This window comes from Synechococcus sp. A15-60 (assembly GCF_014280095.1).
Classification (GTDB): domain Bacteria; phylum Cyanobacteriota; class Cyanobacteriia; order PCC-6307; family Cyanobiaceae; genus Synechococcus_C.
In genome coordinates this window covers 387,611-402,716 of record NZ_CP047933.1, presented here as the reverse complement: position 1 = coordinate 402,716, position 15,106 = coordinate 387,611, and the positions used below count along the sequence as shown (strand labels likewise).

The window sequence follows — 15,106 nt, the reverse complement described above, 5'->3', positions numbered from 1 at the left end:
TTCCGTGGTTCAGGTCAACGGCAACTACCTCAAACTCAAGGCGGGATATCTATTCCCCGAGATCGGCCGTCGAGTGAAAGCCTTCAGCACTGCCAATCCCGACGCGGCTCTGATTCGCCTCGGCATTGGTGATGTAACCGAGCCGCTGCCGCTGGCATGCCGAGAGGCCATGAAAGCGGCCATCGATGAAATGGGGACTGCGGAGGGCTTCCACGGCTACGGCCCTGAGCAGGGATACGGCTGGCTGCGCGATGCGATCGCCAAGCACGACTTTCAAGCCCGAGGCTGCGAGATCAGCGCTGAGGAGATCTTTGTCTCTGATGGCTCCAAGTGCGATAGCAGCAACATCCTCGACATTCTCGGCAAAGGCAATCGCATCGCGGTGACCGATCCTGTTTATCCCGTGTATGTCGATAGCAATGTGATGGCCGGACGCACTGGTGATGCCGGCGATGAGGGGCGCTACGCGGGCCTGAGCTATCTACCGATCAGCGCTGACAATGGCTTCGCTGCTCAGATCCCCAATGAGCCGGTCGATCTGATCTATCTCTGCTTCCCTAACAACCCCACCGGTGCAGTGGCCACACGGGAGCAGCTCAAGGCCTGGGTGGATTACGCGCGCAGCAACGGTGCTCTGATCCTTTTTGATGCTGCTTATGAAGCGTTCATTCAGGATCCGAGCCTGCCCCGTTCGATCTTTGAAATCGAAGGAGCGCGGGAGTGCGCTATTGAATTCCGCTCGTTCTCCAAAAACGCAGGTTTCACAGGCACCCGTTGCGCCTTCACGGTGGTGCCCAAAGGGTTGAAAGGCAAGGCCGCCAACGGCGAATCCGTGGAACTCTGGGGACTCTGGAATCGCCGCCAGAGCACCAAATTTAATGGCGTCAGCTACATCATTCAGCGCGGTGCTGAAGCGGTGTATTCCGAAGAGGGACAACAGGAGGTGAGGGCCCTGGTGGGCTTCTACATGGAGAACGCCGCGATCATTCGCCGTGAACTCAATGCCGCGGGTCTCACCACCTATGGCGGTGAACATGCTCCCTATGTCTGGATCAAAACCCCCAACGGCATGGATTCCTGGGGATTCTTCGACCACCTGCTCAATCAGGCGAATGTTGTGGGCACGCCAGGAAGTGGTTTCGGTGCAGCCGGAGAGGGGTACTTCCGACTGTCGGCATTCAACAGTCGCGAAAATGTCGACATGGCGATGGCTCGGATCAAGGCCCTCTGATCCCACCTTGACCTCGGTCGCTTTACATTTCAATCAGCTGAAAACCATGGCGATGGCAGTGGAGTCTCCCAGCTCAAAACCCGGTGGTGCTGCGGTTCTAGATCAAGAAACGGAGCGGGTGCGCAAGCGCTCACCCCGCTACAAGGTGCTGCTTCACAACGACCCCGTGAACTCCATGGAGTACGTGGTCGCCACCCTGCGTCAGGTGGTCCCGCAGTTGAGTGAACAGGACTGCATGGCAGTGATGCTCGAAGCTCACAACACGGGGGTCGGGCTCGTCATCGTCTGCGACCTTGAGCCAGCCGAGTTCTACTGCGAAACGCTGAAGGGCAAGGGCCTCACTAGCAGTATCGAGCCGGAAAACTGATCGTTCACGTCATCGTGAAGACCTGGAGACGTCTGCTCCAGGCACATCCGCGCTGGATCACAACCACCTTGCTGATTCCGGTGCTCTATGGGCTGGGGTGGCTCCTGGCGCAACCGCTGGCCCAAGTGCTGCCCGAGGCCTCGGCGGCACGGCTGTCGTTGATCGGCACGATCGGGAGCCTGCTGCTATTCATTCTTTTGCTGCCGAGCTGGGTACGGCAGCGCTGGAACAGTCGCCACCCCTGGTTGACACTGGGGCTTCGCAGTCGCAGGGGAGAGCCCGCTGGCGTTGTTTGCCTGGGCTACGGATTGCTGCGCTCCGTAGGTCTGTTGGCGCTGATCTGCTTCCCACTCATCTTTGGGTCATGGGGACGATGGCTGGGAGAGCTCACCAGCGGAGACGTCCTCAATGCGATTTTGCTCTGCTTCGGCGTGGGCCTGGCGGAAGAGCTGCTCTTCCGCGGCTGGCTCTGGGGAGAGTTGCATGAGCTCGCCGGCAGCCGTCTCGCGGTGATCGCTCAGGCGGTCATTTTCAGCTTGGCGCACACCCGCTTCGATCAAGGAGTCCTGCCGATGATCGGGTTGCTGACAGGTCTGATGCTGCTTGGGCTGGTGCTTGCCGTGCAACGCCGACTGGATGGAGGGTCCTTATGGGGATGCGTTGGACTTCACGGTGGCCTAGTTGGCGGCTGGTTCGCCCTGAGGGCCGGACTGCTGCAGATCTCGCCTAGTGCACCGGAGTGGCTCATTGGTCCGGGGGGACCTCATGCAAACCCCCTGGGTGGACTTATCGGCATCGCGGCCCTCAGCCTGCTGCTTCAGCGTCAACTGACGGCTTTAGCAAGGGCAGCGCGACCATGAAGTGAGGCACGGAGTGCTTCGTTCAGTGGGGCTTCGCCGTAATCACGTTCAAGCAGATTCATGACCGTGCGCCCGAAGTCGGAGGGGTTGCGATCAAAGGCCTCAAGACATACCTGGCCGAAGGTGCTCCCCATGGGCTCAGGATTCCAGAGCAGCTTGCGTGCCGTCCAGGGCATCATGCTCATCGGGTTGTAGCCAGGCTTAATCAGCCCTTGTTCAAATCCGTATTGCTCCAGGTGTGTGTGGGGCTGTAAGCCGATAAAAAAGATGGCCGGCTCCACCTGCTCGGCGCCGAAGATGCGTTCCAGTTCTCGGTGATAAGCGATCGTCTGACGGATCGTGTCTGGGCGCTCATCAATGACGTTGAACGAGTAGTTGACCGAGACGTGGTCACGGAATCCGGCCTCCGCAAGCATCTGACAGCTCTCGAGCACTGTGCGCAGGTTGTATCCCATGCGCATTTTGCGGACGAGCTCCTGCGAACCCGAGGTGATACCAATTTCGAAGTAGCTCATGCCGGTCTCGACCATCAGCTGAGCCAACTCGGGATCAAGATTGTCGGCACGGATGTAGGCCGCCCAACGGATGCCGGTCAGCCCCTCAGCTTTGATGGCACGGAGAAGCTCCTTGGCGTCTTCGATGTAACGCCGAGCGGGGATGAACTGCGCATCGGTGAACCAGAACCCGCGCACACCGCGGTCGTAGAGCTGTCGCATCTCCTTCACCACTTCCTGCACGGGATTAAGGCGCACCTGCTTGCCCTCAACCACGGTGTAGACGCAGTAGCAGCAGTTGTGAGGACAACCGCGCTTGGTCTGCACGCCAACGTAGAAATCACCACCTTCGAGGTACCAGTCGAGCTGGGGCCAAATTGAAGCGATGTAGTCGTAATCGCAGGCTGTCTTGGGACGACTTTCCGGCTGCTCATGAATCAACCCTGGTCGGATGGCTTCTCCAACAACAAAACAGCGCTCGTCTTGAAGTGACTGACCGCGGATCAGCTTTTCGAGCAAAGGCTCTCCCTCTCCGATGGAGACGATGGTTCCCTTCGGCAGTGAACGCCCCAGCTGCTCATAGAACACACTGACGGCACCACCACCGAGCACAGCGCGAGCTTTGGGATGGTGGCGCCGCGCTCGTTTCACTCCCTGGCGCACCAGCGCTTGATTGCGGAATAACTCTCCGTAGTGGCTGGTCATCAGCCGCAAACCACCGAGGGCCCCATGCATCCGTTTCAGCGGATTGCGTGCATAGAACACTTCAAAAGAATTCTGCAGCGGGTTACCACCACGCCCATCCACCGGTGCATAAATCTGGATGTCTCGCCAGGAGAAGATCAGAAGCGTGGGACGGAACTGATCGATGGTGATGCGCAGCACGCGGTGCACATCCAGCACCGGCAACGCCGCGAGATCCAGGATGCGCTGTGGCATGCCGGGAAAACACTTGTGCAGATGATCAGCCAAATAGATCGGGCCGATCGGAAAGATGGGGTTGCAAGGCAGGCGAACAAGAAGCACCCGTTCGTCTGACGGATCATTCAGAGCTGATAACGCTGGCTGTTGAGTGATTCCCTGCATGGATCGGACGCTAACAAGCACCTCTGCTGGAGCGCCGAACCACCAGCTCAACGGTTCTTCATGTCAGCTTCATGAACGTGCCTACACGTTGCGCAATGTTGCTTTACACTCTGGCTCGGCAGGGCTTCCTGCCCTTCCATAACCCGTCTCTTCGGAGACATTCTTTCCCGTTCTCATGACCACCACCATTCAGCAGCGCTCCGGCGCCAATGGCTGGCAGTCCTTCTGCGAGTGGGTCACCTCCACCAACAACCGCCTGTATGTGGGCTGGTTTGGTGTGCTGATGATCCCCACCCTGCTGGCTGCCACCACCTGCTTCATCGTTGCGTTCATCGCAGCACCCCCCGTCGACATCGACGGCATCCGTGAGCCCGTTGCTGGCTCCCTGATCTATGGCAACAACATCATCTCCGGTGCTGTTGTGCCCTCCTCGAACGCCATCGGCCTTCACTTCTATCCCATCTGGGAAGCTGCCTCTCTCGACGAGTGGCTGTACAACGGCGGTCCTTACCAGCTGGTTGTCTTCCACTTCCTGATCGGCATCTTCTGCTACATGGGCCGCGAGTGGGAACTCTCCTACCGCCTCGGCATGCGCCCCTGGATCTGCGTTGCTTACAGCGCACCTGTGGCTGCTGCCTCCGCCGTGTTCCTGGTGTACCCCTTCGGTCAGGGTTCCTTCTCTGACGGCATGCCCCTGGGCATCTCTGGCACCTTCAACTTCATGTTGGTGTTCCAGGCTGAGCACAACATCCTGATGCACCCCTTCCACATGATGGGCGTCGCAGGTGTGTTCGGTGGATCCCTGTTCTCCGCCATGCACGGCTCCCTGGTGACCTCCTCCTTGGTGCGTGAAACCACCGAGAGCGAGTCCCAGAACTACGGCTACAAGTTCGGCCAAGAGGAAGAGACCTACAACATCGTGGCTGCCCACGGTTACTTCGGTCGCCTGATCTTCCAATACGCCTCCTTCAACAACAGCCGCAGCCTGCACTTCTTCCTGGCTGCCTGGCCCGTTGTCGGCATCTGGTTCACTGCCCTGGGCGTCAGCACCATGGCTTTCAACCTGAACGGTTTCAACTTCAACCAGTCCATCCTTGATGGTCAGGGCCGCGTCCTGAACACCTGGGCTGATGTGCTGAACCGCGCCAACCTCGGCATGGAAGTGATGCACGAGCGCAACGCTCACAACTTCCCCCTCGACCTGGCTGCTGCTGAGTCCACTCCTGTGGCTCTGCAAGCTCCCGCCATCGGCTGAGGCTGAAGTCTGCAAAAGATTCAGCTTCGGTTGAATCGGAAAGCCCCCTCTCGCGAGGGGGCTTTTTGTTGGCTTAAAGACGAATCGGTGGAACGCTCCTAGCTAGAACAACAGCAGAAAAGGGAGAGGCGCCACCAGCATGAGAGACCTGATTGGCGAATCAAAAAGCTATGACCGGAACGGCAAAATCTTAGAAGCGATTCGGGGCCAAAATTCGTATCTGCCACAGGAGCCAAAACGGATCAAATTCCAAAAGATGGCTCAATCCCCTTATATTTTTTATCGCGGAACCAACCATTTGTTCTGGGCGGATTTTGCAGGATCCTGGAGACTCCATCAATTCGGAGGAGCTGCATGGTCTAGAACATGGCTTCAAGGCGATTCTCATGTTTACAACATGGGCGCCTTCAAGCATCAAGGCGAAAGTGTCTGTTTTGGCTTTGACGATTTCGACGATTCGCTTGTTGCCGACTATCAGTACGACATTTGGCGATTCTCAACGAGCATCGTTCTCGACTGCTGGGAACGCCACCTCTTTGACGCAGAAACAATCAGCACCGCGCTAGATACATTTTCCAGCTCTTACTTAAAGAGTTTTAAGAAAACAATCAAAGCAGAAAAACTATTCGCCGCCACATTCACCTCCAACAACACCTGCAAACCACTCTCGGAATTTCTAAAAAAAACTGAAAAGAAAAGCTCCAGGAGAAGAATGCTCGAAAAATGGACAATCGGTTCAGAAAAACGTCTTTTCAGGGATAACCCAAGTAAAGTTAAGCCACTGGACGCCCAGCGGAGTGAACAATTAAGGGCTGCTCTCAACAGCTATCGAAAACGTCGCGATGAATCGTTAGGTCTCGAACTTACAGAAAGCCCCATGCAAATTCTTGATGTTGTTGAGCGAATCGGGGCAGGCACAGGCTCATTGGGCAATCAACGCTTTTATGCTCTGATCCGCGAAAGGGATCATGGTTCAGAAGAGCATGACCTCATCCTAGATATCAAACTCCAACATCAACCCACAGCCTATGGATACATGAGCCAAGAGGAGACAGACGAATACAACCAGAACTTCTCTAGTCATGCTATTCGTCATGCTGATGCTTACAGGGCACTCTCTGATTTCCCAGATCATCATCTGGGATGGCTCAACCTCGAACATGAAAGTTACTCGATACGCGAGCGCTGTCCTTACAAGCGCGACTTTGATACAACACAACTTTCTTCCAAAGCATTTCTCCTGATGGCGAAGCAGTGGGGAGAAGTGCTTGCTCTCAAACATCGACGCGCAGCGCGGCGTCTCGCCAACAATCAAGCAACATCCCCTTTCGAGGACAAGCTCAATCTCATTGCTTACGATCAGCCCTCAGAGTTCCAATATTTCGTGCGCTCAGTGTCACAACCTTATGCAGAGCAAGTGCGTCGCGACTGGAATGATTTTCATGTGCATTCAGACGCACTGATGATGCAATAAAAACTTTGGTCGCGAGCCTCAACGATTGCCTGGAGGGCCACAGTTAGTTTTGCCAATAGTCTTGCCGAAGTTTTTTGTGCGGCTGGATCGCCCTTGATCGAACTCGTTCTCTCCGTCGGCCTGGCTTTCATCATGCTGAGCCTGGGTTTGTCGCTCCAACTGGAAGACTTCACCCGCGCCTTTCGACAACCACGAGCACTGCTGGCCGGTTCGCTCGCTCAGGTGATCGTGCTACCAGTGGTGGCGTTCCTGCTGCTCCGCCTGTTCGGTCTCGATGGTCAACTGGCCGTCGGCGTGATGCTGCTGAGCTGCTGCCCGGGTGGCATTACCTCCAATGTGATGACACGCCTGTCACGTGGTGATGTTGCCCTGTCGATCTCCTACACCGCGCTGGCCAGTTTGTTAACGGCCATCAGCCTGCCGCTGATTCTTGGCGTCACAGCACCAGTGTTCGTGCCGAATCAAACCATGCAGCTCTCGATCCTTCCACTCAGCCTGAAGGTGTTTTCAATCGCCACCGTGCCGGTGCTGATTGGCGTGTGGCTCAAACAGCTCGCGCCACAGTTCTGTGAACGTGTGGAACCGACAGCCAGTCGGCTGGCCAATCTGCTGTTCCTGCTCATCGTGGTTGGAACCCTGATCAGTCAATGGAGCGTGTTCACCTCCAATCTTTCGATCATCGGACCCACCCTGCTAAGTCTCAATGTGCTCATGCTGGCCATCGGCCTTGCGCTCGGTGCGTTGCTACAGCTACCCACGGCTCAGACCACAACCCTGTCGATTGAAGCGGGCTTTCAAAACGGCACCATCGGCATCGTCGTCGGCTCGCTGATTGGCCCCGCACTGACGCAGGGAGAACTGAACGGCTTCAGCCTTCCTTCAGCGGTCTACGGCGTGCTGATGACGGTCACCATCCTTCCCTTCATCCTTTGGCGGCGAGGCCTGCACTCCAACAAGCCGGCAATACCCGCGGCGGGCTGAGTCGACAGCCGAAACAGACCGCCACGATCACCATCACTTTCAGCAGCGATGCCAACAGCGTGACCTGCGGCTCTTGAACCACTCTCTCGGGGGAAGCCGCCCGTGACGCTGATGGATCCGTGGGTTGCGCTCACGATGAGCTCAGGTTCTTCTGGGGACAGCTGCGCCTCGTGAAAGCTCAGAACTGATGCCTGACTCGCCCCCGGACACCCCCTCATCGACGCGATCCCCCCAACAAGTGGTGGATCAACTGATCCGAGAGTGGCAATTGACCCCTCATCCGGAAGGCGGCTGGTTTAAGGAGTTGCACCGCAGCGCGCTGTCGGTTCAGCGAGACGATGGGCAGCAACGCCCAGCCATCACCACGATTCTTTATCTACTGGATGCAGGGTCCCTCAGCCGATGGCATGCCGTTCACCACGCTAACGAAGTCTGGACACACCTTCAAGGCTCACCCCTGAGCCTCTGGACCCTGCAACCAGAGGGTGGCGTGGCCCAACAGACGGTGTTGTCCCTGCATCAACCAGTTCATGTGGTGCCTGCCGGGACTTGGATGGCGGCCCGGGCGGAAGGTCAGTACTCCTTAGTGAGCTGCTGCGTCGGGCCTGGCTTCGACTTTGATGACTTCGAGATGCTGCGAGACCGCTCCTCTGACCAGCACCCACCTGGTGCGTTGAACACGCTGATCTGAGCTCTCTTACGCTCGTGCCAGCGAAGGCATTCCGTTGGGCAGCAGTTTCGGCACCCTCTTCCGTATCAGCACCTTTGGGGAATCCCACGGGGGCGGGGTTGGCGTGATCCTGGAGGGTTGTCCACCACGGCTGGAGATCAGTCGAGAGGCCATCCAAGCCGAACTGGACCGACGCAAGCCTGGCCAAAGTCGCATTACGACACCACGCAAGGAAGCCGATCAAGTGGAAATCCTCAGCGGCGTGATGGACGGCATGACGCTGGGAACACCGATCGCCATGGTGGTGCGCAACAAAGACCAGCGGCCGCAGGATTACAAGGAGGTGGAAGTGGCCTTCCGGCCATCCCATGCGGATGCCACTTATCAGGCCAAATACGGCATTCAGGCACGCAGCGGCGGAGGTCGCGCCTCAGCGCGCGAAACGATTGGACGGGTAGCGGCCGGGGCCATTGCCCGACAGATGCTGCTCAAGGCCCATGGCACCGAGGTGGTTGCCTGGGTGAAACGCATTCACGATCTGGAGGCCAGCATCGACATTCACAGTGTCAGCAGAGATGACGTGGAAGCGACCATCGTGCGTTGTCCTGATCCCGTCATGGCAGACCGGATGATCGAGCGCATCGAAGCCATTGGCCGGGAGGGAGATTCCTGCGGTGGCCTGATCGAATGCGTGGTCCATCGTCCACCGGTGGGTCTTGGCATGCCGGTGTTTGACAAGCTGGAAGCCGATCTGGCGAAGGCAGTGATGTCACTGCCGGCGACCAAAGGATTCGAGATTGGTTCTGGCTTCGCCGGAACACAGCTAAAAGGCAGCGAGCACAACGATGCCTTCCTCCCCAGCGAAGACGGTCGACTGCGCACAGCCACCAACAATTCCGGCGGCATTCAGGGCGGCATCAGCAACGGTGAGCCGATTGTGATTCGCGTGGCTTTCAAACCCACCGCCACGATCCGCAAGGAGCAGCAGACCATCAACGACAAGGGGGAAGCGACGACCCTCGCCGCCAAAGGACGTCACGACCCCTGCGTGCTGCCAAGGGCCGTGCCGATGGTGGAAGCGATGGTGAACCTCGTCCTGGCCGATCACCTGCTGAGACAGCAGGGTCAATGCAGCCTCTGGTAGCAGAAGGCTGCATGCAACTCATCAGCTGCGTGCGGGGGAACTGAACCCGTTGGCGCTCGCAAGCTGAGCGGCAGCCTTGGCCATGCGACCGGCTGCTGATCCGACCGACGCAGACTTGGTGGCTTTGCGCGCTCTCCGTGCGGGTCGCGACTTGCCAGCGGATGCCACCGACGCAGTGGTTTTGGCGGACGTGGTCTTCGCTGGGGCGCTCTTGGCAGCAGCAACCTTCGAGGTGCTGGTTTTCGCAGCCTTCCTGGTGGCGCGAGCTGCCGTCGTTTTGGCAGCCGTTGTCTTAGCAGCCGTTGTCTTGGCAGCCGTCTTGCGAGACGCTGCCGCCTTTGCAGCTGACTTCGTGATGGCCGTGCGCTGCTTGGCGGCTGATTGGCGCGCTGGCTTCGCAGCAGCCTGGCGGTTGCGATGGCTGAGCACCATCACCCACTCTTCATCGGTTAGTGAAGACGGCTTGCTGCCATGCGCATTCGCCAGCTTGGCCGCCTTTTCAATGTCTTTGATCAGATTGACCCAAGAGGTGGCGAAACGCTTGTCGGATTGGGAGCGAGCACCACTCTCAACGAGAGACTCGACAACACCAGCAGCGGTGACCTTCTTTCGGCGTCGATTGAAGATCTCCTTCTGCAACTGAGCGATTAAGGCATCAGCCTTATCGCTCAACTTGATGGAGAGCTGAGACATCAGCAACGCAATATCTATCTCAGGTGTAGCAGATGAGTCTCACAATCACCACTGATCGCTGAGCCACGCGGCCAGCGAAGGATCCAGTTGATCGTCTTCAAACACCGTTCGCCCCAGAGCGATGGCGTCATAACCAGCGCAAAGCCAAGGAGATAGATCCTTGGCACGCAGCCCTCCTGCTGCAATCAAGAACGGAAGCGCACCCATCGGAACAGCAATCTGCTGACGAAACGCACAACCCAGCACGCTGGCTGGAAACAACTTGACCAAACGACAACCGAGCTTGGCCGCCTGGCGAATCTCGGATGGCGTCATCACACCTGGCACCAGCAAGCAATCCAGCGCAACGGCTCTGTCTTGAAGCGCTGGATCCAGCAAAGGAGACATGGCGTAGCTGATGTCGAGCTCGGCTACCTGCTCGAGAGCAGACAGCTCTGTGATCGACGCGGCACCAAGCTGCAACTGAGGATGACGACACTTCAAATCCATCACCAGATCGGCCCAGCCAGGATCAGCCGTCCAGGCCAACTCAACATGAAGAACACCCGCCTCGGCCAGCTGATCCAGCTGACGACAGAGACGGGTGTGAGGCAAAGCAGATTGAAAGTCGTTGGCGTCAGGACGCAGAACGACCAAGAGAGGTTGAACACGCAGGCTGCGAATCAACCTCTCTGATCGATCAGACGTATTCGGCAATGCGGACATCGCTGCGAATCAGAAGCTCTTGGAACTCCTCAGCATCGACGGTTTCTTGGTCCACGAGCATTTCGGCAAGCTCGTCGAGCACCGAGCGGTTGTCTAGCAGGACCTTGGTGGCACGCTTGTGGGCAACGGCGACCAACTCAGAGACTTCCTCATCAATGGTGGCGGCGGTGTCTTCCGAGAAATCACGTTCAGCGGCGATATCGCGGCCCAAGAACATGCCTCCCTGGGAGCGACCAAGTGCTACCGGACCGAGTTTGTCGCTCATTCCAAACCGCGTGATCATCTGCCGTGCCGTGGACGCCACCTGCTGCAGGTCATTGGAAGCACCGGTGGTGACTTCATCTTCGCCATAGACGATCTCCTCAGCCACACGGCCGCCGAGCGCCACGGCCATCTGATTCTGCAGATAGGTTCGTGAATACAAGCCTGACTCCATCCGTTCTTCGCTGGGAGTGAAGAACGTGAGGCCTCCCGCATTGCCGCGGGGAATGATGGAGATCTTCTGAACCGGGTCGTAGTCGGGCATCAAGGCACCAACAAGGGCATGGCCGGCCTCGTGATAGGCAACCAAACGCTTGCGGCGATCACTCATGACGGAGTCTTTTTTCTCCGGGCCGGCCATCACACGCTCAATGGCATCGCTGATCTCGTCGTTGCTGACTTCGCTGAGATCCCGGCGCGCCGCCAGGATGGCCGCTTCGTTGAGCAGATTGGACAAATCGGCGCCGGTGTAGCCAGGCGTCCGCCGCGCCACCTTGTCGAGATCCACGTCCTTGGCAAGGGTTTTGCCTCGGGCATGAACGCCGAGAATTTGGAGGCGTCCGGCGTAGTCGGGACGATCCACTGTCACTTGACGGTCAAAACGACCGGGACGCATCAGTGCTGCATCAAGAACGTCTGGACGGTTCGTGGCTGCAACGATGATGATGCCGGTGTTGCCCTCGAAACCATCCATCTCAGTTAGGAGCTGGTTGAGGGTTTGCTCACGCTCATCGTTGCCACCGCCGAGACCAGCACCACGCTGACGACCGACAGCATCGATTTCGTCGATGAAGACGATGCAGGGCGCATTTTTCTTGGCTTGCTCGAACAGATCCCGAACGCGGCTCGCGCCAACACCGACGAACATCTCGACGAATTCAGAACCCGAGATGGAGAAGAACGGAACTCCAGCTTCTCCTGCAACAGCTTTGGCGAGAAGAGTTTTACCGGTTCCTGGAGGGCCAACCAACAACACACCCTTGGGAATCTTGGCTCCGACGGCGGTGAAGCGATCCGGATTTTTGAGGAAGTCAACGACTTCCGTGAGTTCGAGTTTGGCACCCTCGATCCCGGCCACATCACCGAAGGTGATTTGTGTTGAGGGCTCCATTTGAACGCGTGCCTTGCTCTTGCCGAAGTTCATGGCGGGATTGCCGCCACCTCCGCCGCCCTGGGCACGACGGAAGAGGAAGAACAGCCCCCCAAGGAGGAGCAAGGGGAAGATCAAGCTGGTGGCAGCTTGCTGCCAAGCTCCAGGCTGACGGGAGGGCTGAACGGCGATGTCGACGTTGTGGTCGGTGAGCAGCTTCAGGAGGTCTTTGTCGGGAGCAAGATTCACCTCTGCTCGGCGACCGTCGGTCTCCACGATCTGGGCAGTGCCGCGATCAGGGGAGAGCAGCACTCTGCTGACCTGATCCTCCTGCACGCGCTCAACGAAATCGCTGTAGCGCAGCGAGCGAGCCTCAGGTTGAGGACCGCTGCCACCTCCAAAGAAAGCCGGAGCGATCACAACGATCGCCAGCACCAGCAAGGCCCCGAGGCCAATGTTCCGCCAACGCTTGTTCAAGGGTCTACCGCCTCTGGTGAAGGAATGTTAATAGGAACCTGAGAGCTCAGGCGGACCGAAGCACTTCAACAACGCTGCGGAAGGCAAACCACTCAGGAATCTCCTCACCACCACGCAGCATCTTGCGGAACTGGGTACCGCTGAGTTTTTTCACATGCAGCCCACGGGCTTCAGCGTGCTCAGCGGTGACGTATCCCTCCTCCTCGGTGTACACGAGGTTGAGCGAAGGCACGGTCTCCATGGTGAGCTCAGGCGCACACTCCTTGGCGAAGTTCTGCGCGTCGTAGGGGCCATAGAAGTCGTCGCCGCTGAGGGACGACTTACAGCCGGCCATGTCTCGGCCGATGATGAAGTGCGTGCAGCCATAGTTGCGGCGGATGATCATGTGCTGCAGAGCCTCACGCGGACCTGCCATGTGCATCGCGTAGGGCAGATAGGCCCAGCGGATGCTGTCGTTATTCACTTCCGCTGCAAGGCGCTCATAGGTCTGGAAGCGAACAGCGCCAGGGATGTCGTCCTGCTGGGTGGGACCACAGGTGGGGTGCACCAGCACAACGGCGTTCTCACTGACGTTCTGGGCGTGCAGCGCACGCGTAAAGAGTTCGTAGTGGGCGCGGTGAATGGGGTTGCGGCACTGGAACGCCACAACGTCTTCGCCATCAGGAAGACCGGCACGCACTTCAGCAGGGGTTTTGCAAGGGAAAACGCGTTGGGGAAGCTCAAGACCTTGAACGCTGCCTCCGAGATAGAAACGCTTGCGCTCCATCGTGATCATTCGCACCGCCGGATGTTCGATCGACGTTGTGCCGTAACACCCCTGTGCTTCAGCGACCTTGTTGGGCTCCCATTTGTCCTCCACGCAAAGAACAGCGAGATCCTGACCCTTGTAGGTAAGCAGCAGCTTGTCGCCCACGCCCACGTCCTCGCGGTCGGTGTCCATGACGATCGGCAAACCAAACAGCTGACCTGAGGCCAGACGATGGCCGCTGACCACCGCGTCATAGTCCTCCTCGTGCATGAACCCACGCAGGGGCGAGAAACCACCGACCGTCAGCAGCTCCACGTCGCAGGCATTGCGATCAGAACACTCCATGGTTTTGGTCGCCGAGGCCTTCACGACGGTCCGGTCAGCCTCCGGCACCATGAGATCAACGAGCGTGCCGCCGTAGGGGGCGATCACACCGGTCTTTGAAGCAGAGGTGCTGGCGGTCATGGCAGGCCGGAGCGGATGGATATCGGCGCGATTCTCCCAGACCGCAGCGTGAAGGCTGACATCCGACACCAAGACATTAAAAAAGGGGGGCCATGCCCCCCTCTGCCGAAAACCCATCACTTGGGATGGATCAACTCGGCGTGCGATTAGGCCTCTTCCAGACGACCAAACAGCTCACCGTTGATCTTCACGTCAACGATTTCACGACCACCCATGTCGGAGTCGGAAGGCTGAATGGCTGAGAACACACCGGCAAATTCTCCGGTTTCTGGATCCACTTTGGTGATGGACAGACTCATCACGCCCTGGCCATCGATGTAGCGCTTGACGTTTTCAGTCTCAAGCTCCTTGTAGTCACCACCCAGGCCAATCAGACCCTGGGGGTAGTCAACGCCTGTGGTCAGGGCACGTCCCTTGGGATCGATGAAGTTGCTGGTGCGATAACTGGGGGTGCGGTAAGTGCCCTCGAAGTCTGTGCTGGTGGTGATCGCAGCACCTTCAGCTGCAGCCTGCAAATTCTTGCTGGAGAAGGTGAAGGGATACTCCTCACCGCCGGGAACCAGAACCGTGATGGGCTGGAAATCGATGCCACCCTCTTCCTGGAAGGCGATGCCGTTCTCGCCCACGACGAGCGAGCCATAGACCTCATCAAGGCTGGAGGTGTAGCGCGTCAGGATTTTGCCCTCAACGAACTGGGCTTCTTGACGCTTGTTGGCAGGCTCACCCTTCACGAACACTTGGGTTGGATGCATGCAAATGCCACGCAACTCGTAAGCGCTGCCAGGGGTCAGAGCGATCGAGCCACGCGCCGATTCAGACAGGGTGGGGCAATCATTGGCCTTGCCTGTGTTGCGGATGTCGTCGTACGTGACGTTGGAACGTTCAACAGCCTTGGCACCGCCACTGCAGGCGGTCACGAAGGTGAGACAGAAAGCCAGCACCAGGGCCAGCAAAGGACGGAAGCGCATGGAGGAGAAGCCCAAAGGCCAGACGATGTCGGTATCCACCGGTTTTGCGGATCCTACAAGGGGCAAACGGCCGTACCGGCTAGCCTTTCGTACGTCTCAACAACGTGAAGCGTTCTCTAGTGGAGAGCAACGGCGCC

At 58.1% G+C, this 15,106-nt stretch carries 14 protein-coding genes; 8 read left to right on the top strand and 6 right to left on the bottom strand.

Going from position 1 to position 15,106, the window contains the following annotated elements; translation table 11 throughout:
• Nucleotides 1–4: 4 nt before the first annotated feature.
• Genes SynA1560_RS01930 through SynA1560_RS01920 form a run of 3 tightly spaced genes read left to right on the top strand, consistent with a single transcriptional unit; the run spans nt 5 to nt 2,458 of the window.
• Nucleotides 5–1,231: an LL-diaminopimelate aminotransferase gene (locus SynA1560_RS01930; RefSeq protein WP_186470034.1), complete on the top strand. Its 1,227-nt coding sequence runs from the start codon at nt 5–7 to the stop codon at nt 1,229–1,231.
• Between the two features lie 46 nt (nt 1,232–1,277).
• Nucleotides 1,278–1,598 (top strand): ATP-dependent Clp protease adapter ClpS, encoded by a 321-nt coding sequence (gene clpS, locus SynA1560_RS01925; RefSeq protein WP_186501545.1) that lies wholly within the window; start codon nt 1,278–1,280, stop codon nt 1,596–1,598.
• An 11-nt stretch (nt 1,599–1,609) separates the two neighbouring features.
• Entirely contained in the window at nt 1,610–2,458 is an 849-nt protein-coding gene (locus tag SynA1560_RS01920; protein WP_370523205.1) for a lysostaphin resistance A-like protein, read from the top strand.
• Here the strand turns inward: SynA1560_RS01920 and SynA1560_RS01915 are convergent.
• Nucleotides 2,422–4,038: a photosystem II high light acclimation radical SAM protein gene (locus tag SynA1560_RS01915; RefSeq protein WP_186501059.1), complete on the bottom strand. Its 1,617-nt coding sequence runs from the start codon at nt 4,036–4,038 to the stop codon at nt 2,422–2,424. The genes SynA1560_RS01920 and SynA1560_RS01915 overlap by 37 nt on opposite strands.
• A gap of 175 nt (nt 4,039–4,213) precedes the next feature.
• Between SynA1560_RS01915 and psbA the strand changes: the two genes are divergently transcribed.
• The 5 genes from psbA (at nt 4,214) to aroC (ending at nt 9,562) form a co-directional block, all read left to right on the top strand.
• Complete coding sequence (gene psbA, locus SynA1560_RS01910) at nt 4,214–5,293, top strand: photosystem II q(b) protein (protein ID WP_006040880.1); 1,080 nt, start codon at nt 4,214–4,216, stop codon at nt 5,291–5,293.
• A 139-nt stretch (nt 5,294–5,432) separates the two neighbouring features.
• Entirely contained in the window at nt 5,433–6,767 is a 1,335-nt protein-coding gene (locus tag SynA1560_RS01905) for a DUF2252 family protein (protein WP_255477021.1), read from the top strand.
• Nucleotides 6,768–6,791: 24 nt separating this feature from the next.
• Complete coding sequence (locus SynA1560_RS01900) at nt 6,792–7,748, top strand: bile acid:sodium symporter family protein (RefSeq protein WP_186501543.1); 957 nt, start codon at nt 6,792–6,794, stop codon at nt 7,746–7,748.
• A gap of 187 nt (nt 7,749–7,935) precedes the next feature.
• The gene (locus tag SynA1560_RS01895; protein ID WP_186501057.1) at nt 7,936–8,439 is read left to right on the top strand and encodes a cupin domain-containing protein; all 504 of its coding nucleotides are present in this window, start codon (nt 7,936–7,938) and stop codon (nt 8,437–8,439) included.
• A 34-nt stretch (nt 8,440–8,473) separates the two neighbouring features.
• On the top strand, nt 8,474–9,562 hold the full coding sequence (gene aroC, locus SynA1560_RS01890; RefSeq protein ID WP_186470030.1) for a chorismate synthase: 1,089 nt from the start codon (nt 8,474–8,476) through the stop codon (nt 9,560–9,562).
• 21 nt (nt 9,563–9,583) lie between these two features.
• Here aroC and SynA1560_RS01885 read toward each other — a convergent pair whose 3' ends face one another.
• The 5 genes from SynA1560_RS01885 to psbO all read right to left on the bottom strand — a co-directional run bounded on the left by SynA1560_RS01885 (nt 9,584) and on the right by psbO (nt 14,969).
• On the bottom strand, nt 9,584–10,255 hold the full coding sequence (locus SynA1560_RS01885) for a hypothetical protein (RefSeq protein ID WP_186501056.1): 672 nt from the start codon (nt 10,253–10,255) through the stop codon (nt 9,584–9,586).
• 45 nt (nt 10,256–10,300) lie between these two features.
• Complete coding sequence (locus tag SynA1560_RS01880) at nt 10,301–10,960, bottom strand: bifunctional 4-hydroxy-2-oxoglutarate aldolase/2-dehydro-3-deoxy-phosphogluconate aldolase (protein WP_186470028.1); 660 nt, start codon at nt 10,958–10,960, stop codon at nt 10,301–10,303.
• A complete protein-coding gene (gene ftsH, locus SynA1560_RS01875) occupies nt 10,935–12,788 on the bottom strand; it encodes an ATP-dependent zinc metalloprotease FtsH (protein ID WP_186470027.1) in 1,854 nt (617 codons plus the stop codon). Before ftsH ends, SynA1560_RS01880 begins: the two co-directional genes overlap by 26 nt.
• Before the next feature lie 46 nt (nt 12,789–12,834).
• Nucleotides 12,835–14,001, bottom strand: a complete 1,167-nt coding sequence (gene sat, locus SynA1560_RS01870) for a sulfate adenylyltransferase (RefSeq protein WP_186501542.1) — start codon at nt 13,999–14,001, stop codon at nt 12,835–12,837.
• A gap of 146 nt (nt 14,002–14,147) precedes the next feature.
• Entirely contained in the window at nt 14,148–14,969 is an 822-nt protein-coding gene (gene psbO / locus SynA1560_RS01865) for a photosystem II manganese-stabilizing polypeptide (RefSeq protein WP_186501541.1), read from the bottom strand.
• Between the last annotated feature and the right edge of the window lie 137 nt (nt 14,970–15,106).